The sequence below is a fragment of the Methanomassiliicoccales archaeon genome (assembly GCA_036504055.1).
GTDB lineage: Archaea > Thermoplasmatota > Thermoplasmata > Methanomassiliicoccales > UBA472 > DASXVU01.
On record DASXVU010000038.1, the window covers coordinates 28,718 to 49,879 of the forward strand.

Genomic DNA, 21,162 nt, shown 5'->3' on the forward strand with positions numbered 1-21,162 from the left:
GAAAAAATGACGAGATATTCTTCACATTCTTAATTTCGGTTTTGCCGTTGCGGTCGCCCTGACATCGACCCAATTGACGAACTTGCTTTCCTGTCCATATCCGTCGGAGAACCGTTTCTCGAAGGTCTCCACCCTTACCCTGACGTCCTCGACCGACGGGGTGCTGATCTTCTCCTTCACATAGTGCTCTGCGGACGCCCGTGCGGAATTCAGCGCTTCCCCCAGGTGGGAATACTGCATGGGGGAGGATAGCGGTGCGAACACCAGGTACTTGTCGTCCCGGAGGAACACCTGGACCGTCACCGATTCCGTCACCAGGCTGCACACCGCTCCGACCGCGTTGCCCACCTCATGACCCTCCGGGATGATCACCGTGCAGTCCATCCGTTCTTCTAAAGGCTTGATGAACTGTGAAGCGGGCGCCCCTATCCCGACGATGGTTCGGTCCGGTCTTGCCCTGAACGCGATCCCTCCCAGGTTCCCATGACCGGCCGAGGACCGGAGCAACATGCCGAAGCCCTTGCCTTTCGGGATCTCTCCGCCCTCGTCGATCAGGCCCTTCTTGATGATCTCCTCGCCAACACGGGTCACCACGAGGTCCAGCAGGAGCGGTGCCAGCTCCTCCGGCGTCATGAACATCCGTCCGGCCATCTGGACGACGCCGGCCCGGGAGGCTTGCGCATCTCCCACCTGATACCTGCCGGCGAAGTGCAGCAGGTCGGTCGGCGTCAGACCCGTCCTGATCACCAGCCCCCGCGCCCGAAGGGCATCCAGTACATACTCGACCACCGGGATGTCCGGACAGCCCTTCATTGCCTCGTATAGCGTGCAAGGCGCGTTACCCATTACAAACTCCAGCGTTTGTCTTTCCTTCGGGGAGAGGGCCTCCGGCAACGTCGAGGTGTTCGGGAGGTACAGGTTCAGCTCGTTTTCCTGGACGACCTTCACCGACAGCAAGGGGTACATGACCGATGCCAGGGCCAGCGGAACGACCCGCTCCGGTCCGATGGTGACATCGCCGCGGTTATCCGCGAGTATCACCGAATCCCCACCCAGGCCGCAGGTCCATATGTCTATGCCTTTGACCCTGGTGCGGTAGTTCCCTACGACGGCACCCTCGTTATTGAGACGGGGAAAGCCCTCATCCAACACCGCGATGTCGGTGGAGGTCCCGCCCATGTCCACCACCATGCAATTGGACACGTTGGCCAGGGCCTTTCCGCCCATGAGGCTGGCTGCGGGACCGGACAGCACCATCTCGACCGGCCTCTCCCTGGCATTCTCCATGCCCATGAGCCCGCCGTCCCCTTTGAAAACAAAGATCCGGGCATCGATCCTGCGGGATCTGATGGACATTTCCATGGAATCAAGGAATCCGTTTATGACCGGTAGCAGTTTCGCGTTCAAGATGGCCGTGACCGACCTTTCATGAATGCCCAGGTCCATAGTCAGGGACTGGCCCATTATGACCGGCAGCCCGGTCTTACGCAGGACCTCATCCCGGGCGGCCATCTCCTGCATTCCATTGCAGACGCTAAAGAGTCCGGAGACGACGATGGCATCCACTCCCTCGCTGACCTCATCTATGGCAAGGCCCAGCTCTCCCATGTCCATGGCCTCGGCGATCCTGCCGATGGAGTCCGCGCCCCCTTTAATGAAACGCGAATGTTTGCAGCCGAGATTCCATTCCGGCTCTGGCTTCCAACCGATCCCGATCAGACCGACCTCGCCTCCCTTCCCCTGAAGCAAAGAGTTCGTGGCCAGGGTGGTGGAGAGGCCGATCATCTTGATGTCGTCGATGGCTATACCGGGTGATGCAATGACCCGGTCCATGGCTGCCAAGATGCCGATCGACAGGTTCTCATAGCTTGTCGGGGCCTTCGCCTGGGCAACTATCTTCATGGTGTCCAGGTCGACGGCCGCCGCATCGGTGAACGTACCGCCAGTATCGATGCCAAGTCCCAGGTTCATTTCACCACCTCGGTGGAATCGGCATCGAGCTATATAGTGTTTAGAAAGGGGTCAGGAAGGCGAGGAGATATGATCGCCTTCCTATCGGATCCCAAGAAAAGGGTTTCGGATCAAAGCTTGGTCCCGCAGTTAGAGCAGAACGCCAGCCCGGCGGTGGGATTTCCGCAGGAGTGGCAAAAGCTGAAGCCGTTCGCTGCCTGGTCGGGTCCTTTATCGGCTATGGCATTAGGCGGTATGGGATAGGCTGGCGGTGATGATGAGGCGTTCTCCTCCAGGCCGGCTGGCACATGGACTTTGATGGGATGGGTCGGTACGGTTCCGTTTATCGAGACCAACGCACCTCCTAACTTAGGGACCAGGGCGATCTCTGCGGTCGATCCTTCCAGTAACCCGTAGTCCGTTCCCTTTCCGACGCTTATGGTGAGCGGCCCCACCATAACGGCCGCGGCATTCGCCCTCACTGTGCTCATATAAGCCCTCCCCTGGACGACCGTGACCTCTCCCGATCTTTTGACCTCGGAGATCTTTCGGCGAAGACGGAACATGTATCCAGAGTATCCGAAGGCTCCCAGCCCGATCAGGAAGATCATTATCGTTATCATTCCCTCTGAGGTTGAGATGTCCAACGACCCGTAACCGTTGACGATCCCGATGGCCGCGAAGATCAGTGCCATGAACCCGAATGGCCGCGCCTGCTTCTGGGCGTTCCTGTAGATCTTTTCAACGCTTTCGTATTCAAGGCTGGTCATGCCTCTCCGGAACGCCCGATAATCGGTGGGTTGGCCGTCCATCACTTACGCCCCCATGGGAAACCCGATCCCCTTCCCTGTTCGGCGCATCTCGGACAGAACCAAGCTCCGGGATCCTCCGAATTCAGGTAATTGGCGTTGCACATCGTGCCATGGAACGGGCAGACTGGTCCATGCTGTTGGGACTGCCAGTATCTTGGTCTCACCGGAACGCCGTTGACATAGTCCTGCGGGTATTGAAGGCCCGCTCCGCCCTGATATGTAGGGTCGTTAGGCGCGCCAGAATCCCCGCCGGTGATGCCCACTTCACTCGGCTGATAGCTGTAAGCGATGCCGTTGTAGGAAGACCCTCCGGGCACCTTGCCCTTGGGAAGGGGCACGAACGAAGCCGCCAGGCACATTCCGCCCCCTACGATGGCTATCATCGACGGAACGGCCACCGAACCGTTTCCCAGGTTCAATCCCATAGCGCCGTCTCCAGAGACCAGATCGAAAGTGTAGTGGTAGGTTATTCCGGCGACGACATATGTTCCGCTGCCGGTCAACGTATTCCCGCTCTGATAGAGGGTCCATGTGATCGTGAAGGCCGGGGAGGTCCAGGGCACCCCGCCACTCGTACCCGACGATGCAGGTGTGTAACGTATTAGAGTCAGAGTAGAACCGGACAACGTTCCGGTCACAGTGTTGGTTTCCTTCGAACCGATTGCTGGCTTTTGCGTGCCCAAGGAAGTCGAATGAGCATATGAATAGGAACAGGTGGTCGTGATGGTCCCGCTCACCGTGTTCCCGCTTTGGGACAGGACCAACTTGACATCGGAGTTCGTGTCAATGGCGTTGCTGGTCTGGACGTATCCTTTCCCGGCAACATTGGAGGTCCAGGTCCCGGAAAGGCTGGCAGCCTCGACGTTTGCCGTGGTAAGGCTCATCAAGACGATCAAGGCAGGGATCATAAATAGGTTGGCGATAAGTATCCTGGTGCCGATGCGTTTGATGCTGGGTCGCATGTTATCGTTTTGGATTGTTCTTCTTCCGTCTTATACCTGATTGGCTGAGTCTCATCTTTCGTTCCAATGTCCGATTGGACGATGTTTCGTTCTTCGGGACATTGGTAGCCTCTACACCCGGCCGATGGCAAAGGGGATGAACTCCGACATGCCTAAAGGTCGATGGGTGCGATGATGAGGTCCGAGCTGAACGAAAGAGCACGCCTGTTGCGGGCCCTCGATATGGATCCCATGGACCGGATCCCCTGCGTCAGCCCGCTCCAGACCGGTACCGTTGAGCTGATGGAGCAGAGCGGATGCTTTTGGCCGGAGGCCTTTCGGGACCCCCGGAAGATGTATTGCCTGAGCCGGGCGGCCCACGACATCGCCGGATTGGAGGGGGTGCGGGTACCATTCGATGTGACCGTAGAGGCCAGCGTACTCGGTGCCGAGACCGGTCGGGAGGCGGTCGACCGTCAACCCTCCATCCGCACCGTGGCTTTGAACGATCTTGAAGACCTGGAATTATTGGAGATCGTGGAGCCCGCCTCCGGTAAGGCCACGAAGGCGGTCCTGTCGGCGGTGGACCAGCTCTCCTCTAGGATGGAGGGTGTCCCGGTGATCTGCGGCATCGTGGCACCGTTCATGCTGGCCTGCCAACTGCTAAGCGTCGAGCAGACCTTGATGAACCTAGTTAGGGACCCCGCCTTCGTCCGCATGCTGGTGAGGAAAGCGGAACGGTTCGACCAGATGTACGTAGTATCGGCCATAGAAGCCGGCGCGGATGTCATAACCATGAACGATGCTGCCGCCAGCGGCGACATCCTGAGCGCTCAGCAATATGAGGAGCACGCCCTTCCTTCGGAGACTGGCATGGCCCTAAGGGCCCGATTCGGAGGTGCCCGTTCCGTGTTGCACATCTGCGGCCATACGGACCACCTGCTCCCGTCGATAAAAGGGTCGGGGGCCACGGCCTTGAGCGTGGACCAGTGCATGGACCTGGTGAAGGTAAAGGAGGCATTGGAGGGGAGGATGGCGCTGATCGGTAACGTGAGTCCTACCGAAGCTCTGCTTTTTGGGACCCCGGAAACCGTAGAGAACGAATCGATAGTGTGTTGTCGGGCCGGGGTGGACGTGCTGTCGCCCGGATGTGGTCTAGCTCCGAGGACGCCGACCCGAAATATCAGGGCAATGGTGGGAACGGCAAAACAGAGCCCCTGTGAACGGGGATAGGTCAGAGTAGAATTACAGGCACCCACAAGGCTTACAGTCAAACCTTCCCCAGAAAATTCATCGATCTTCGATATCTCCATCTGCTCCAACAGAGCTGGGCAGATCACACCTACCGAAAAAATGGTCCCACCGGACAAAGAACGATCGATATTTAATTATCAAGGGGATTAACAATGGCTAAGCGGTGCAACCCTTATTACTTTAGTCGCTTTACCGTTACAGATAGAGGGGAAGATGACCAAGATCCTGTATATGATCGCCTGCCTCAGGACCGGGGGGTCGGAGGCATACCTGCTCAATCTTGTCAAGAGCATAAACAAGGAGCACTACCAAGTCACCGTTTGGTGCGAAGGGGAATGGGGTCCAGCAGGGGACGAGCTGAGGAAGGCCGGAGCCACCGTGATCCAGCGCCGGCTACGTCCGCGGCCGGGCGAAGTCCTGGGGGCGATACGTTTCCTCCGCAGAGAACGGTTCGACCTGGTCCATTCGTTGAAGTACGGACCCACCTACATTGACCCGCTGGTCGTCAAGCTTTGCCGGATCAAGGTTTTCATCGGGTCACGCAGGAACCTTCCCCATTGGGTGAATTCGACGCAGTACCTGACCGCAGACAAGATCCGGAACAGGCTGACGGACTATATCATAGCCAACTCCGAGGCGGTCAAGGACCTCACCGTAAGTGTGGAAAGATTCCCGGCGAACAAGATAACGGTCATCTACAACGGCGTCGATCTGAAGCAAATCGATTCGGTGACGATCGAATCGGGTCAAGACTACCGGAAGCTCATCGGCATTCCAACAGAGGCCGTCGTGATCGGCAACGTGGCCGATTTCCGCGATACCAAAGGGCAATCCTATCTTATTCAGGCCTTCGCAGACCTCGTTCGAAGGACGGACAAGAACGTCTACCTGGTCATCCAGGGTGAGGGGCCGGAAGAACCCAACCTCCGCGCATTGGTGAAGGAATTGGGCCTAGAGGAACATGTGAGGATAAACACGACAAAGCAGAAGCGGCTAGAGGTCATCCGGTCATTCCAGGTCTTTGTCATGCCCTCGCTCTCAGAGAGGTTCCCCAACGCTCTCGTCGAGACGATGGCTTTATCCCTGCCCTGCGTCGGCACCGATGTCGGCGGCATCCCGGAAGTGATCGTCAATAACGTCACCGGCATCATTGTCCCGGCGAAATCCGTCGAGCCGCTTGCGGATGCTATCCTGCGGATAATCGAAGATCCGGCCCTGGCCAAGGATTTCGGGGTCAAAGGGAGGGAGCAGGTCGAGAAGAAGTTCACCGCCGAGCAGATGGGGCCGGCTCACGAATCGGTCTATGAGGAACTCTTGAAGAAGTGATCGCTCACCGTGTCGGGACTGTCCCGGGTCCTTCCGTTCAAAAAGGATAGCTGGTCGAGGGGTATGCATGCTGCCTGCCATTCTGGATCAAGGATCCGGTCCTGAGGAAAACAAAAATGGATTTTTTCATAGTTAATGTTTTAATGCCATAGCTGATTCAGATATATCGGTCGCGGTTATAAAACGGTGCCAACCCATGATCAGGACGATCTACATCGACGACGAGCCTTTGCTGCTTGAGCTCGCCAAGGACTTTATCGAGGACGGCGTCGAATTCACCATGGACACGACCACGTCCGTGGACGAGGCGATCCGAAAGGTCATGGAAGGGGACTATGATGCCGTTATATGTGATTACCAGATGCCGGCGATGAACGGTGTCGAGTTCCTCAAGGCGCTCCGCTCGAAAGGGGACGTGACCCCGTTCGTGCTCTTCACCGGCCGCGGCCGTGAGGAGGTCGTCATCGATGCGCTCAACAACGGCGTGGATTTCTACCTGAAGAAGGGAGGGGAGCCCTCATCCCAGTTCGCGGAACTGAAGAACCTTTTGATCCAAATGTCCAGGCGCCGGCAGGCCGAGGACGCCATGACCCACAATGCAAGGCGTTTCCGGGCGATGATCGAGAACTCCATGGATATCATCGGGGTCATGGACCGGAACAGCACGCTTAGGTACGTTTCGCCATCCATCTCCAAGATATTGGGCTACTCGGTGGACGAGGTCATCGGGACCAACCTCCAGACCTATTCGCATCCGGACCTGGTGGAGAACCTGGCCAAGATCATCCAGACCATAAAGATGGGACGGACAGAGCGTTACGAGATATCGCTCCGCCATAAGAATGGGACCTATCGGCTGATCGAGGCTTCCATCGCCGTCATGCCCACCGAACTGGGTCCGAACCAGATAGTGGTGAACGGCCGTGACATCACCGAACGCCGGAAGAAGGAGGACGAGCTCCGGCATTCGGAGGAGATGGTGCGCTACATCGTCGGCCATGCCCCCAATTCCATGGCCATCCAGGATATGGATCTGCGCTATCTGATGGTCTCCGACCAGTATCTGTCCGACTTCGATCTGTACAACCGGGAGGTCATCGGGAGAAGGCCGGTGGAGGTCTTCAGCCGCCTCCCCGACGAATGGAAGGAGATATGCGACAAGTCACTATCCGGCAAGATCATGAAGGGTGAGCTGGATTTCCCCCTGGAGAACCGGATGGAGCACATCTTCTATGATGTGCGTCCCTGGCACGACGTGACCGGTGAAGTGGGCGGCCTGGTCACCTACATAGGACCGAAAATGGGCAGCCAGGCCATCAAGGAAGAGTTCGCCCGCTCCGAACAGAGATACCGATTGCTGGCCGACAACGCGAAGGACGTCCTATGGACCATGGACGCTGAAGGCCGGTTCACCTACGTCTCGCCGTCGGTGCAGCAGCTCCGCGGATACACCGCGGAAGAGGTCATGGCCCAAGGTCTTGACCAAGCGCTCACCCCCGAATCATCGAGACTCGTGAAGCAGTTCCTCAATGAGGGACTGGAAGCGCTCAAGCGCACCGGTCGTTTCCCTGAGGGCACCAGGGAGGTGGAGCAGCCGAGGAAGGACGGCACCACGGTGTGGACGGAAGTGAGGGTGGGAGGGCTGTATGATCCGGAGGGAAGGTTCGTTTCCATACTCGGCGTCAGCCGCGATATCACCGACCGCCGCAATGCCGAGCTGGGTTGGCGTGAATCCGAGGAACGTTTCCGGGCGATGTTCGACAACTCACAGCTAGGGACCTTCATCATCGATCTGGACGGCAGGTTCCAGGAATCCAACCAGCTCTTCAGCGACATGCTGAGCCATGAGATGGCAGAATTGATGAAATTGAGCATGGCCGATGTGACCCAGCCGCCCATGGAAGTCAAACGCACGGCATCGGTGCGACGATTGCTGGAACAGAACTTGGACAGCACGGACATCGAGACGGATTTCAGGCGCAGGGACGGAAGGGTGTGGAGCGCCACGATATCCCTTTCAGTGTTGAAGGACCGGAACGGGGTCAAGAGCCACCTCATAGGGATGGTGCACAATGTCATCCCCCAGAAGGAGTCCGAGGAGGGTCTGGCGGAGTCGGAGCGGCGTTTCCGCACGCTGTTCCAGAACACCCAGCTGGCGATCACCATCGCCGACCTGAACGGTTCGATCATCGAGACCAACGATCAGTTCGCTAAGATGATGGGTTACTTCCCGGAGGAGCTCAAGGGTCTTAACGTCTACGACCTGCAAACGCCCCGCATCCGGGCCGAGGAGTCGGAGCTGGTCAGCTCGCTCCTCAACCATCAGGTGGACAAGGCCAACGTGGACCGGCACTGGGTCCGCAAGGACGGAAGCATGTGGTGGGGGCACGTGGTGGGATCGCTCCTCTATGATGACCAGGGTATCCCGAAGCACATATTGGCGGTCATCGTGGACATCACCGAACGCAAGAACTCGGAGATGAAGATGGCCATCGCCAACCGCAAGCTTACCCTGCTGGGGGACCTGACCCGTCACGATGTCAAGAACAGGATATCGGCGATGGCCGGGTTCATGCAGCTGGCGAACCTCAAGGAGACCGACCCACAGATCAAGACCTATCTATCCAAGGCATCCCAGCTGGCGATAGACATCTCCGCCCAGATGGACTTCAGCAAGGAATACCAGGGGTTGGGCGCTCAGGAGGCGACCTGGATATCGCTGACGAAGGAATGCTTCTCGGCCCGTTCCGACATGGACCTGGGCAACATCACGCTGGAGTGCGGGCTGCACGGAGTGGAGATATTCGCGGACCCGATGGTCCCCAAGGGTTTCCGCAACATCATAGAGAACTCGTGCGAGCACGGTCAGCATGTCACCAAGATCACCGTCGGCTACCGGGAGGTCGAGTGGGGACTGGAGATCATCTTCGAGGATAACGGGGTAGGGATAGCCGATTCCGACAAACAGATGATCTTCGAATGGGGGTACAAGAACCGGATGGGCCATGGCCTGCATTTCGTGGCAGAGCTGCTGGCAATAACCGGCATGTCCATCAAGGAGACGGGGGAGTTCGGGAAAGGGGCCCGGTTCGAGGTCTTCGTGCCATGCGGTGCCTATCGTATCACTGGGGACCGCTAACTGTAATAGGCCGTCCTTCGCTCGACAAACGTGATGGATTTCGCTATCCCAGCGGAGAAGCGGCACAAGGTTGTTGCCGTGGGTCGTGAGCATTAATATCCCGATTACCTATTGCCTTTCGTATGGCATGGTCATATTGAACGACGAACCGTTTTGGCGCAATGATCCGCTGATATTCCTCTACCTTTCATTGGTGGTTTTCGTTGCTCTCATCGTCATCGACCTGGAAAGGGCACCGGAGATGATGATAGGATATTTCTACATCATCCCGGTGGTGATCAGTTATTTCACCGGTAAGGCCAGGCTGGTCTATCTGGTGGCTGCCCTATCAACCATCGCCAGCGTGTTCGGTCTATTCTTCGCCGCGGCCGGGTTCGCCTCCAACATAGCGATCAACCGACCGTTCTCCATCGTGGTGGTCTGGATAGTGGCGATGCTGGGGAACTATCAGATAAGGTCCAATGCCCATCTGGCCGAAGAGAGGAACCGTCTCCGGGCCATATTGGACACGCTTCCGGTAGGTGTGGCGATCACCGACAAGAAGACCCAGTCGGACGAGGCGAACGGCCAAATGGACCGGATATGGGGGGGGCAGTTCACCATGGACCGTGATACCAAGGAGCCCACCTCATACAAGGGATATCACATTGATAGCGGTCTTCAGCTCCGCCCGGACGAATGGCCAATGGCCCGCTCGGTGGAAAGAGGGGAAACGGTGGCGGGAGAGGTGATAGACATTGAACGTCCTGATGCGAGGAGAAGCACGCTGCTGATATCCTCTGCCCCGATCAAGGATGACGACGGGGTCATCACCGGCGCGGTATCGGTGGCCATGGACCTTACCGAGCACAGGGCCATAGAGATGGAACTGGCGAAGAAGAACGAGGACCTGTTCCGTTCGAACCGGGAACTGCAGCAGTTTGCCTATGTGGCATCGCACGATCTGAAAGAGCCATTGCGGATGGTAACCACCTATGTGCAGTTGCTTGACCGCCGGTACGGCGACAAGCTCGATGACCAGGCAAGGGAATACATCGGCTTCGCGGTGGAGGGGTCCAAAAGGATGTACTCCCTCGTGGACGACCTCCTGACCTACTCGAGGGTGGAGACATCGGTGGTGCCGTTCGGCCCGGTCCCCATGGACCAGGTGTTGATCACCACGCTCAAGGACCTCAAGGATACCATCGAGGCCACTGGCGCTGAGATCTCCGTGGATGACCTGCCGGAGGTGCATGCCGATTTCCAGCAAATGGTCCAGCTGATGGAGAATCTGATCGGCAACGCGCTCAAGTTCCGCCGTGGCATCACTCCGGAGGTGAAGGTGTCGGCCTCGATGAATGGCAGGGAATGGGTCTTCTCGGTCAAGGACAACGGCATCGGCATGGACATGGGGTATTCGGACAAGGTCTTCCAGATGTTCCAGAGGCTGCATCCCAGGGAAACGTTCCCTGGAACCGGCATCGGTCTGGCCATCTGCAAGAAGGTGGTCGAGCGTCATGGTGGCAAGATCTGGTTCGAGTCGGAGCAGGGCGTCGGCACGACGTTCTACTTCTCCCTGCCAGCAAATGCGAACTGAGGAGCTTTGAATAGTTCCTCGTTTTCCGTGCTTGTGATGAGTTTTATCTGAGAACTTGACATTATGCCTGAAGATCGTATGATTATCGCTTCAGCCGATGATCCTCTCGGAAATGGACGGACGGCGGGCGCGATCCAAGAAGCGTGGCGAGGTCTCAACCATCCCGTATTTGCCGTAAAATGGGTCATATTCCATTCAGATTGGCTTCGGGGGCCAAATGCATAAAACAATGTTGCGATTGTTAACTGCATCCGGACGTTCATTAAGCATTGCAGAAAGTATCTGGAGCATGAGGTGACGTTCTTACCAATATTCCTGACCGTAGATGATAGCCAGGTGGTGTTTTGTCACCAATAGCATGGTCGTTGCGCCAATATTTGGAGCAAAAACACTTTTAACCTTCCTCTGCCATAAGGAGAATGCGCGTCCGACCGGGACCTTCTCCAACTTCCCCACGTTTCTGATAGAATCCGGTCGGGCGCGTCATCTCTTTACAGTAATTCTCCTGAAAGAATTGGCATAGTGCCGCCGACACGCTCATCTCGCCGCGCGACCTTCGTTATAATTAAATATTGAACACAGAGCTGTTTTCCTCGGGGAAGTAATTGTCGGATGACCTTCGGACCGATGCTCCCGATCACGTGACCGATGAGCAGAAGGCGCGATCAGCCCGCCTTGAGATGATGCGTAAGATAGTCCGCTCGATCATCGATTCGGAGGAAAGGGATAAGCGGGGAATGAGATGGGACGAGATCGTTAATCTGCCCGGTCTTAAAGGATCAAACCCGAAGAAGGCGGTCGAGGACCTCCTCGCCCTGAAATACCTCGTATGCACCACCGTCAGGGGTCTGGAGGAGACCAGCGGAGATGTCCGGATCAACAGGCTGTGCGAACTGTATGGCACGACGTTCTTCGGCAGGAAATGGTTGATGGAACTGGAGAAGGACGAGCAAACTTGAGATGACCCTAATCATCGAAACCGACCAGATTCTCCGGCACGACCTTCCAGCCGCATTTGAAGCATTCGGGACTTCCGATCACGACCACCTTGCCGCACATGGGGCAGCGGCCGATCGCCTCCACCTTTAGCGGAACATATCTCTCCGATTTTACCGGTTCCGCTGCCGGAGCAACGGCCGATTCAGCATCCGATACCTCTGCCGGGCCCGCTATCGCCTGGGCCGGACCTACTTCAGCCTCGATGACCGGTTCCGGCTCAGTTTTCGTCATCAGCATTATTTCTTTGTTATCGACCGGTTCAGCAGGTTTGGCCGAAGGGATCTCCAGCTCGTTGTCCTGGGCGATCGCTGATCCAGTGTCCTTGACCGTTTCGGACTTACGGCTCTTACTTTGTTGAGGTGCCGTTTCCTCTGCCGGTCTTCCGTTCTTCCTCTTGCTTCGGTGTTTCTCGGGATCAGATACTCCTTCCCTCCTCATTTTGGCCTTCTGGGCGGGTGTCATCCGTTTCTCATGTCTCAGGTCCGCAACGCCCGCTTCTTTTTCATTGTTTCGCGATGGCCAGCGACCTTCTGTGACTGTCAGAACGACTATCATTGCTCCTATCAGGGCTATCCCGGACATGATCACATAGACCAGCGGGTCTACGCTGTATGCCGATTCCTGCCCGTCCTTGATGACAATGCTGCCTTCCATAGTCTTGAGGACCACGGAAACAACGATACCGACCGCAAGGAGAGCTATGCCAAGCACCAGGTTCATGTTCTGGCGCTTGGTCATACGGATTGCCATGGCCCCGACAACAACCTGTGCCTGCTTATTGGTTTTGTCTGTCGGTCGCTTAAGACCGTCTGCGCCAAGGCGCCTTGAAAAGAAGGTAGCCTTCCGGATCCATCGTCACGGTCACGTCCACCGGGCCATCAAGACGGGAAGTGGCTGCGTTCGGGCGGCGGAGCGGGTGGCGCCCCCATATGCGCAGGCGGACGCCGTTGTTCTTTTCCACGGAACGCTGAAGCTGTTCGAGGCTATGGTCATCGGTCTCCTTGGCGGCGCAATTGATGGCCTTGCCCACCTCGATCAGGATGGTCTCGGCCAGTTCCACGTCGCGCAGTTCCTTCGCTTCATCCTCACCCGGGTTCATCATTCCAATCATGACATCGGTGCCCCGGTCGAGCTGATTGCTGTGCGCTGCCAGATGGCGCAAGATGTATCCCCGTTCGATGCAGGTGGGGTTTGCCTTGGATGCCGGCGACCAGAAGACCATCACTCCCTGGATGGTCATAATGGTCGACAGCGGCGTGTCCGAAGCAGAGCGGAAGGTGATGTCGATGATGTGCATCCGATGACTGGAAGAACATGCTGGAATATGAGTGCTGTGGTAGATCGGATTGGGGAGAACGACCGGCTCATGATCAAGGGTTCCTTCCTGACCTCTTCACTCAACAAGGGATATGTTCGGATAGTTGAAAGCTAGCTCCGCATAATGTAAAAAGACCGGTCCGTTCAACGCTAACGAGTTCGGATATTATCGTTTTCTTGTGATTATAATTAGTTTATAAAAATTTATATTTTCATAATAATAATCTAGGGACAGGTCAGTGTCATTATCAAAAATGCAACTATGTTCACATCCTAATGCCATATATTTCCAAAATATGACGGAATTTTACAGAAATCTCGACCCTATAGCGTAATTTATACCGAAGTATCGTATCGAAAAACACTCAGCCGAATATCGAAAAACGAGCGATTTCGAAATCAATTATGATACCTAGATGTTCGGGTTTAATAACACTACATCGGGTTGCTTTTTCTTAATCGACGGACTAAAGAGGAAAACCGAAGTCGACTATCAAAGCCGCGTTGTACCCTCTTAACCCAGTCCGAGCAGATCTCAAACAATCAGGGTGACACAGATGAAGCTGATGAAGATGGGTTTGTCATGGAAGGACAGGGATATGAGAGCAGGTAATGGAACGAAGGCAATTGGAGACAAATCAACGAAGAAAGGCGGTTGTTACACATGATCGAGACCAAGCTCAATCTAAAGGGCCGGTCCTTAATGGTGCTCTCTATCCTTCTGGTCGGAGCACTCATCGGCACAGCCGTTGGCGCGGCAATGTTCGTCCAGGGTGAGGGTGCGCCCTCAACGGCCAGCGGCCCAGGATCCATTGTCGTGGAATCGAACTACGTCATTTTCAAGGACGCCTCGGGTTACACCTGTGCCAGGAACACGACCACCCAGGCGATCGAGATCAGGGAAACCAATGCGGGTCTGGCGATGCAGAAGGCGGTTGACAGGTCGGCACGCGGGAACATCTACATCAAATCCGGAACCTATGACATGTCCAGACCGGTCTATACCTGGTCGACCTCGATCACCGGCGACGGCAACGGGACCATTCTTAAGGTCACATCCTCCCTGTATGACTCCGTCCTCAAAGTGACCAACGACTATTACAAGGCCGATGGCACATTGGCCATACCAAAGGCTCAGCAAAGCGCTAACCACCCTACCGGGGTGACCATCAGCAACCTGCAGGTGGACGGTAACAAGGCGGTCAGGTCCAGCGGGCAGGTCATGAGGTGCGTCAACTTCCAGGACGCCATCAACTGTCAGGTCCGCAACATCTATGCCCACGACGTCAGTGCTGGACAGGGGGTCTATATGACCAATTCCCACTATTGCACGGTCAGGGACAGCGTGTTCTACAACATCGGGGGCACGGCATTCGCAGATTATGGAACAGGCATCGCCTTCGGTGAGGCCAGTCCAACGAAGGTCGCGTCCTCGCATATCCTGATAGATAACTGCAAGATCACCAAGGCCTCCATGTCCTCGATCGACATGGAACCGGCGAACAACGTGACCATCACCAACAGCCTGTTCCTCGGTGCCACGACCTGGAACGGCTACGCAACTCCGGTCATCACGTCATATGCGATAAAGGGGTATGACCGGCCGAACGACCACATCATGGTGAGCGGTAACAGCGTCTATGGGGCGTTCGGTGAGTTCATCATACTGACGCCATGCAACTACTCCATCGTATCGAACAATATCGTTACCTACACGGCAGGCAACACCGCGGCGATATACTCGACCGGCGCCCACGACAACAAGATAACCGGCAACATCATCAAGACCTGGGGAAAGGACGCCATCGTTGGAGTGAACTGCAACTCGTACCTGATCAGCGACAACACGATCATTGACGGCAAGAACTCCAAGAGCAACTACGGCATACGGTTATACGCCACCTCCGGTACCTCATATTACAACATCGTCAAGGGCAACCAGATCAGCGGTTTCAACTACGCCATATGTGAGATAACCGGAACCAACCACCTGATCGTGACCGCGAACATAATCAAGTCCTGCAACGTCGGAATATACCTGAAGGGAACCGACATCATGAGGACTGGGAACGTGCTGAACGGTGCGAGCGACCTGTGACCCATCAGGTCACTGCCCTATCGTAGGCGACAAACCTTACCAAGATGACCGGCCCTGCGCCGAGCGGGGCGGTCAATTCCGTTTTTTTCAAATTATTGATCGGATGTATTCATGTCAATGTTTTCAGTTCCGATCGATGGTTCCCATGGAATGCCGAAAACTATCAATGGCTCACTGCATAAACTGTTTGATATCCAGAAGACTGTGTTTTTCTAGGATAATATTCCAGATAACAAGAACCTGAGAGAATAGTCGCCGACTCGTGGCAGAGTCTTCGGCGGATCAGGCGCCCTTTGATATGGATCGCGGGGCTCATGACCGAAACGGGTTCAGTCTATGATCCTCATCTCATCGATGCACAGGCAGGGCACTCTCGTGGCGCCCCATATGAGCTCAGCCTGTTTTATACTGCTCTCCATATAATAGAATATCTGTGATTCTGTGATCATCTTGCTCTTGAAGGATGCTGCAGATTCCACATCGCTCGGTTCCTTCTGAACATTCCACATGATCAGATTCTTGAACTTCACACGATTTTCCTTCAGCCAATTCTCCGTCTGCGGCCGATACTTTTCGGGTCTTGAGGTGATGATGTAATCGATCTCGAACTCGGGAATGAGATAAGGGCGTGCCTTGGTCAGGAACTCTAGGTATCTGTCTTCACTGCTGACCTTCGGGGTGCTCTCGCATATCACACCATCTAGATCGAACCCTACCGGACCCAGCTTGTAATGCATCATGTTCCATTGGAACAGCTGATATCCGTTGATTATCGTGTAATAGCTGTCGACCATCTCCTTGTTCTTGTCATTGGCGAACAGCGCGCCGGTTCGTACTTCCGCCCCGGGGTATTTTGCCCTGATTCTTTCGGCCGCCTCATTGATCGATTTGCCCGTTGTGATACAATCATCGACCACTAGGACCTTCCTGATGGGTCTTATGTGGATGGACTTGCTCATCCATAGCGAGCCGTCCGGTGTGGCAAGTGGTTTCGCAAGCTTTGTCGCGATTATGCAGCCGATGAGCAGTCCGCTTCTGGGCACCCCCACTATGAGATCGTATTGGACATCGAAGGTCTTGACCCATTCGTCCACGAATCCAGCCATCTCCACGTTGCTGACGAACCTCGGACTTCCATAGTGTATCTTATGCAGCACTGTTCTGGGCAACTGGAACTTATCACTGTAGTAAATCCTGTGCCTAATGGCGCCGAATCTATCTTTCATCGACATGATCAGCTACTCGGTCCTTTAGCGATTGTTATTGGAATAGTCCATTTAAGAATCTTTCTCATTAATTGAGAAATTCGTCATTGCTCGTTCCGGCATCAGCCTGGCCGTTTCGCTATCCTGCCATCACTTCTTTCCGAAGCGCTTGAGCCTGTTCCCCGCCGACAGCGCGGTCAGGAACAGGGATTTGCTGGCGTTGTACGACTTGGAATAGCTCTTCATATAGCTGTGCTTGTCCACCTGGGTACCCCCAAAGCCCGCCTTGAAGCGGTTGATCCCAGCCAGCTCCTCGGTCACATCAACGGTGGCGTATCCGCCGAAATCGAACTCCTGGAGGCCCTGTTCCTTGAAGTGCTTTATCATGAGCCAAATAGCAAGCTTATTGGCCCGGCCGTAGATCGTTCGGGACACCCCGGTCTCCTCGTTGATGTTGCTGCCCGATATCAGCTGCCGGAGGTGCTTGTCATCCTTGACGCAGAGATGTCCTCCCAGCACCTTTCCGTCCTTCTCATAGGTGGAGAGGAAGTAATTGTTCTTCTCCATCTCATTGGGTGTTATCATCATCGGAGGAAGGCCCTTGACCTTTCGGAACTCTTTGTTGATCTCCTCGAACTCCGCGTATTTCTCGTTGAATCGGATGACGATGGTCGGATCCTCGAGGGCCTTGGTGATGTGATTCCTGGTCTCCCTCTTGTCCATCCCGTTCCAGATATCCTCTATGCTTCGGTTGAGGTCCAAGACCAGGGTCTGAGAGACCTCCATCTTGAAACCAGGCTTTTCCTCGGAGAATGTGGAATTCTTGAATTGAACCGCGTCTACGCCTTCCACGTCGTAGATCTCATCGCTAAACCATATCTCGCTGATTACGAATGGTCCCATCTTTCTGCGGAATTCAATCATGATATCTACCAATTCGTTCTTTCGATTTGGCTATTCCCCGCCTAGTTTATATTGATTATTGATTCAAAGCTGAACATTGATATCCGATAATTCGTTGATCTGGGTGGGTGACGGGGGTCGACTGAACTGCGGATCCTTCCCGAATCGAGTGGAGGACCGTACGTGATAAAGGATATCTTCATACGACGACAAACTAGGCGTTTGAATATCCGTTGAATAATAAATGGAACCGGGTCACCCCGGGTCACAAAAGGACCTGAAAAACCAATGCTCATCACTAGCCACTTATTTTTATTTGACGTCATTGGCGACAAATAGTTCAAAATACAGGTTGTGGATTATTGTATCGATTTTGGATTTTACCATGCGCGTCGCCTTGATCACGTTCAATATATCCGGTGGGCTCAATCACTATATCGCATGTTTGGCCAATGAACTGTCGAAGATATGCGAGCTACGCGTGTTCACTCCGTACGGGTTCGATAAAAGCTGGATCGACAATGTGGATATCCACGAGATGCCGATCCCCAACAGCAAGGCCGCCTTTGGCCGTATGATCTTCCATCCCCAAAGGTTCCTGGAAATGTTCGATGAGATCCGGGACTTCAGGCCAGACATCATCCATATCAATGAGAGGAATCTTGGGTTCTTTCCGGTCCTGAGGATGTTCGACAACAAGAAGATCGTCCTGACCATCCACGATCCAGTCCGCCACATCGGCTCCGGTTCCTGGTATTCCGGAATAGAGACCGCAGCTTTCATGAACATGGCACAGAACATCATCGTCCATGGAGAGAAGTTCAGAAAATGCTATCCCAACAAGCAGGTGTTCGTGATCCCGCACGGTGAGTATGGGCGTTTCCAGGGGACCACTAATGACGTCCCCGAGGAGCCGGATACGCTGCTGTTCTTCGGCAGGATCACCATGTACAAGGGGATAGACATCCTGATCAAGGCGATGAAGGACGTATGGAGCGCCCGGCCTCAGACCAGATTGATCATCGCCGGGAACGGCGACCTGAAGGCCCTCGGGATCGATACCACCGGCGAGGACAGGATCGAGGTGCTCAACAGCTATATCCCTAACGAAGAGGTCTCCAAGCTCTTCCAACGAGCCTCCGTTGTCGTGCTGCCCTATATCGAAGGGACGCAGAGCGGGGTGCTGGCGACCTCATTGGCACTAGGCAAGCCGACCATCGCCACCCGGGTGGGATGCTTCGAGGAGACCCTCGCGGACGGCAAGAACGGCATACTGGTCGATCCCGGGGACGATAAGGCCCTGAGCAAGGCCATAATCGAGCTTCTTGCGAACGATGACCTGAGGAAGGATATCGGGAAGAGGGCCAAGGAATATTCCGATGCGTACCTACAATGGGCCCCGATCGCCAAAGTGACGCTGGAATCCTATCAGAAGGTCCTGGACGGCAGCCATAAGTAGCCATGGACCGGACCGGTCCAGGCCTTGCACCATTTTCCTTTGTGCTTCCTCCAGCTGGAATGATGTCAGCATGGATCGAGTAGATACAATCTGGCCAGTCCTGTAATTAACGAAGGTTTATGTATCTTCAGATTCCTGACAGTCCACAGTCATGTCAATTGAATCTAAACAGGATTATATTTTCTATATGAAAGCCGATGAGGTCTCCCTGTTCATCCCGGAAGGGTCATTGGGGCGGATCAGGGAAAGGCTGCTAAATCGGATCTGGAAATTCCAGCGCATTCTCCGTCAGACGGAGTACTACACGAATTGCAGGAAGGGTAAGATATGGCTGCCTTTCGTGGTGATCATGCAGTATCGTCTCAGCCGTTACGGCTTCAAGCTGGGGTATGAGATCCCTCCAAACGTGTTCGGTCCCGGATTGTCGATAGCACACCAGGGATCCATAATCGTCAACCGGTATGCCAGGATCGGAGAGAACTGCCGGATCAACAACGGCGTCACCATCGGGACCCAGGCCGGTTTTTCCGACCGGTGTCCCACCATCGGCAAAAACGCGTTCATCGGACCGGGGGCCCAGATCTTCGGGTCCATCACCATCGGTGACAATGTGGCGATCGGGGCAAATGCCGTGGTCACCAAATCCTTCCTTGAGGACGGCATCTCGATCGGTGGCGTGCCAGCAAGGAAGATATCCGAGAAGGGTTCCAGAAAGCTGCATATCAATTCGATCGAGAGACTGAAGGCCAGGCAGGAAAAGGAATCCAAGAACTGAGGATCTGTCCGGTCTTTATCGGTCTTGGGCAACTGAACACATAAGATCGTGATGAATTCTGATCAATGAATTTGATGCCATTCAGTTGACATCGCAACCAGCAATTTTCGGATGTTCTGGACGCACCTAATAAATAACATGTTTTACTATCCAGTAGAAATGAAGGTCCTCCGAGTAGCAAGCGATATCTACCCAGACACTCCGGGAGGGCTTGGAATCCATGTTCATGAGATGTCCAAGCAGCAAAGCAAGATGGGATACGATGTCACGGTGGTAACATCGATGACGCCGTCCAACAAGAAGCGTTACGAAGAGCGTGACGGTTACAAGATCGTCCGTCTGCCGACACCTGTCAGGATGTTGGGTAACTCCTTCCAGATCGGTCTGGTGACCTATCTTCTCCAGAATCGTTCCAAGTTCGATATAATCCACGCCCATGCTCATCTTTTCTTTTCAACCAACATCGCGGCCTTGATACGCAGAACGGGCGGTCCGCCCCTCGTGATCACTAACCATGGGGTCTATTCGACCAGCGCATCCAAGACCCTGCAGGACCTCTATTTCCCGATGGTTGGGATCCCCACGCTGAAGACGGCAGACGCCATCCTTTGCTACACCGAACCGGACAAGGAGACGATCCTAAAGTTCGGCGTGCGTGAGGACCGCATCCGCGTCATACACAACGGGATCGACGCTTCCCTGTTCACCCCCGCGGCCAGCAAACCGGAGATCCCTCAGGTCCTTTGGATGGGCCGGATGGTCAAGGGAAAGGGGCTGGAGTTCCTGATCGAGGCGTTCAGGGACCTTAAGAACAAGGGGATCGTGTTCAAGGCGGTGCTGGTGGGCAAGGGGCCGGACCGGGAAAAGGTGGACCAGTCCCTGCTCCAATACGGCCTCAAGGACCAGGTCCGGGTGATAGAGAACGTGAACCAGGAGAGCGCGGTCCAGCTATACCGGGAATCCACGGTGTTCGCCCTTCCGAGCAACCATGAGGGCATGCCGCGCACGTTGCTCGAGTCCATGAGCAGCGGGACCCCGTTCGTCTGCACCGACCTTCCTCAGCTGGTCGACCTGGCAGTGGGATGCGGCCTTACCGCCAAGTATGGTGACGTTGCAGGCATCGCCGCCGGGCTGGAGGCGTACCTCACGGACAGGAAACTGGTCGAGGAACAGGGCATGTTCGGGCGGCAGAAGGTGCTGGACCACTACTCCTGGAAGGAAACGGTCGCCAAGACGGTCGGGGTGTACCATGAGCTGGTGGACGCCCGCACAAGTACATGATCCGGCCTGTCCGCAGTGCGGTATTCCCGTCCCAGGGCGTCCAGGCAATGCGGACGGTCGAGCATCGTACCAAGTGAAATTCTAAATATCGTCTGGACGATAATGAACCATTAGCGGCGAACCATCT

Annotated in this window: 16 protein-coding genes; 9 read left to right on the forward strand and 7 right to left on the reverse strand. The window is 55.2% G+C overall.

Annotated features, from left to right (window positions below):
- Nucleotides 1-21: 21 nt before the first annotated feature.
- The 3 genes from VGK23_09350 to VGK23_09360 all read right to left on the reverse strand — a co-directional run bounded on the left by VGK23_09350 (nt 22) and on the right by VGK23_09360 (nt 3,724).
- Nucleotides 22-1,971, reverse strand: coding sequence for a hydantoinase/oxoprolinase family protein (locus tag VGK23_09350; protein HEY3420745.1), 1,950 nt, complete (start codon nt 1,969-1,971; stop codon nt 22-24).
- 110 nt (nt 1,972-2,081) lie between these two features.
- Nucleotides 2,082-2,762 carry a hypothetical protein gene (locus VGK23_09355; protein ID HEY3420746.1) on the reverse strand — a complete coding sequence of 227 codons (681 nt, stop codon included), beginning with the start codon at nt 2,760-2,762 and terminating at the stop codon, nt 2,082-2,084.
- Nucleotides 2,762-3,724 (reverse strand): hypothetical protein, encoded by a 963-nt coding sequence (locus VGK23_09360; GenBank protein HEY3420747.1) that lies wholly within the window; start codon nt 3,722-3,724, stop codon nt 2,762-2,764. Before VGK23_09360 ends, VGK23_09355 begins: the two co-directional genes overlap by 1 nt.
- Before the next feature lie 174 nt (nt 3,725-3,898).
- Here VGK23_09360 and VGK23_09365 point away from each other — a divergent pair, with 174 nt between their 5' ends.
- The 5 genes from VGK23_09365 to VGK23_09385 all read left to right on the forward strand — a co-directional run bounded on the left by VGK23_09365 (nt 3,899) and on the right by VGK23_09385 (nt 11,957).
- Nucleotides 3,899-4,936 carry an MtaA/CmuA family methyltransferase gene (locus VGK23_09365; protein HEY3420748.1) on the forward strand — a complete coding sequence of 346 codons (1,038 nt, stop codon included), beginning with the start codon at nt 3,899-3,901 and terminating at the stop codon, nt 4,934-4,936.
- A gap of 234 nt (nt 4,937-5,170) precedes the next feature.
- Complete coding sequence (locus VGK23_09370; protein HEY3420749.1) at nt 5,171-6,283, forward strand: glycosyltransferase; 1,113 nt, start codon at nt 5,171-5,173, stop codon at nt 6,281-6,283.
- Nucleotides 6,284-6,479: 196 nt separating this feature from the next.
- Complete coding sequence (locus VGK23_09375) at nt 6,480-9,422, forward strand: PAS domain S-box protein (protein HEY3420750.1); 2,943 nt, start codon at nt 6,480-6,482, stop codon at nt 9,420-9,422.
- A 127-nt stretch (nt 9,423-9,549) separates the two neighbouring features.
- Complete coding sequence (locus VGK23_09380; GenBank protein ID HEY3420751.1) at nt 9,550-10,998, forward strand: ATP-binding protein; 1,449 nt, start codon at nt 9,550-9,552, stop codon at nt 10,996-10,998.
- 605 nt (nt 10,999-11,603) lie between these two features.
- The gene (locus VGK23_09385; protein HEY3420752.1) at nt 11,604-11,957 is read left to right on the forward strand and encodes a hypothetical protein; all 354 of its coding nucleotides are present in this window, start codon (nt 11,604-11,606) and stop codon (nt 11,955-11,957) included.
- Nucleotides 11,958-11,964: 7 nt separating this feature from the next.
- Here the strand turns inward: VGK23_09385 and VGK23_09390 are convergent, their stop codons facing one another.
- Nucleotides 11,965-12,747: a hypothetical protein gene (locus tag VGK23_09390; GenBank protein ID HEY3420753.1), complete on the reverse strand. Its 783-nt coding sequence runs from the start codon at nt 12,745-12,747 to the stop codon at nt 11,965-11,967.
- 49 nt (nt 12,748-12,796) lie between these two features.
- The gene (locus VGK23_09395) at nt 12,797-13,294 is read right to left on the reverse strand and encodes a hypothetical protein (protein HEY3420754.1); all 498 of its coding nucleotides are present in this window, start codon (nt 13,292-13,294) and stop codon (nt 12,797-12,799) included.
- 684 nt (nt 13,295-13,978) lie between these two features.
- On the opposite strand from VGK23_09395, the gene VGK23_09400 reads away from it, so the two are divergent.
- Nucleotides 13,979-15,412: a right-handed parallel beta-helix repeat-containing protein gene (locus tag VGK23_09400; GenBank protein ID HEY3420755.1), complete on the forward strand. Its 1,434-nt coding sequence runs from the start codon at nt 13,979-13,981 to the stop codon at nt 15,410-15,412.
- A 329-nt stretch (nt 15,413-15,741) separates the two neighbouring features.
- On the opposite strand, the gene VGK23_09405 is transcribed toward VGK23_09400, so the two are convergent.
- Both VGK23_09405 and VGK23_09410 read right to left on the reverse strand, forming a co-directional pair.
- Nucleotides 15,742-16,638: a phosphoribosyltransferase family protein gene (locus VGK23_09405; GenBank protein HEY3420756.1), complete on the reverse strand. Its 897-nt coding sequence runs from the start codon at nt 16,636-16,638 to the stop codon at nt 15,742-15,744.
- A 129-nt stretch (nt 16,639-16,767) separates the two neighbouring features.
- Nucleotides 16,768-17,520: a GNAT family N-acetyltransferase gene (locus VGK23_09410; protein HEY3420757.1), complete on the reverse strand. Its 753-nt coding sequence runs from the start codon at nt 17,518-17,520 to the stop codon at nt 16,768-16,770.
- 385 nt (nt 17,521-17,905) lie between these two features.
- Between VGK23_09410 and VGK23_09415 the strand changes: the two genes are divergently transcribed.
- The 3 genes from VGK23_09415 (at nt 17,906) to VGK23_09425 (ending at nt 21,035) form a co-directional block, all read left to right on the forward strand.
- A complete protein-coding gene (locus VGK23_09415) occupies nt 17,906-18,979 on the forward strand; it encodes a glycosyltransferase family 4 protein (protein ID HEY3420758.1) in 1,074 nt (357 codons plus the stop codon).
- A 151-nt stretch (nt 18,980-19,130) separates the two neighbouring features.
- Nucleotides 19,131-19,754 (forward strand): DapH/DapD/GlmU-related protein, encoded by a 624-nt coding sequence (locus tag VGK23_09420; GenBank protein ID HEY3420759.1) that lies wholly within the window; start codon nt 19,131-19,133, stop codon nt 19,752-19,754.
- A 159-nt stretch (nt 19,755-19,913) separates the two neighbouring features.
- Nucleotides 19,914-21,035, forward strand: coding sequence for a glycosyltransferase family 4 protein (locus tag VGK23_09425; protein HEY3420760.1), 1,122 nt, complete (start codon nt 19,914-19,916; stop codon nt 21,033-21,035).
- The last annotated feature ends 127 nt before the right edge of the window (nt 21,036-21,162 follow it).

Bases quoted from the DNA above. Each gene is read 5' to 3' on its own strand.
- VGK23_09350 (HEY3420745.1), bottom strand. From the start codon at position 1,971: ATGAACCTGGGACTTGGCATCGATACTGGCGGTACGTTCACCGATGCG.
- VGK23_09355 (HEY3420746.1), bottom strand. From the start codon at position 2,762: ATGGACGGCCAACCCACCGATTATCGGGCGTTCCGGAGAGGCATGACC.
- VGK23_09360 (HEY3420747.1), bottom strand. From the start codon at position 3,724: ATGCGACCCAGCATCAAACGCATCGGCACCAGGATACTTATCGCCAAC.
- VGK23_09365 (HEY3420748.1), top strand. From the start codon at position 3,899: ATGAGGTCCGAGCTGAACGAAAGAGCACGCCTGTTGCGGGCCCTCGAT.
- VGK23_09370 (HEY3420749.1), top strand. From the start codon at position 5,171: ATGACCAAGATCCTGTATATGATCGCCTGCCTCAGGACCGGGGGGTCG.
- VGK23_09375 (HEY3420750.1), top strand. From the start codon at position 6,480: ATGATCAGGACGATCTACATCGACGACGAGCCTTTGCTGCTTGAGCTC.
- VGK23_09380 (HEY3420751.1), top strand. From the start codon at position 9,550: ATGGTCATATTGAACGACGAACCGTTTTGGCGCAATGATCCGCTGATA.
- VGK23_09390 (HEY3420753.1), bottom strand. From the start codon at position 12,747: ATGGCAATCCGTATGACCAAGCGCCAGAACATGAACCTGGTGCTTGGC.
- VGK23_09395 (HEY3420754.1), bottom strand. From the start codon at position 13,294: ATGCACATCATCGACATCACCTTCCGCTCTGCTTCGGACACGCCGCTG.
- VGK23_09400 (HEY3420755.1), top strand. From the start codon at position 13,979: ATGATCGAGACCAAGCTCAATCTAAAGGGCCGGTCCTTAATGGTGCTC.
- VGK23_09405 (HEY3420756.1), bottom strand. From the start codon at position 16,638: ATGAAAGATAGATTCGGCGCCATTAGGCACAGGATTTACTACAGTGAT.
- VGK23_09410 (HEY3420757.1), bottom strand. From the start codon at position 17,520: ATGGGACCATTCGTAATCAGCGAGATATGGTTTAGCGATGAGATCTAC.
- VGK23_09415 (HEY3420758.1), top strand. From the start codon at position 17,906: ATGCGCGTCGCCTTGATCACGTTCAATATATCCGGTGGGCTCAATCAC.
- VGK23_09420 (HEY3420759.1), top strand. From the start codon at position 19,131: ATGTCAATTGAATCTAAACAGGATTATATTTTCTATATGAAAGCCGAT.
- VGK23_09425 (HEY3420760.1), top strand. From the start codon at position 19,914: ATGAAGGTCCTCCGAGTAGCAAGCGATATCTACCCAGACACTCCGGGA.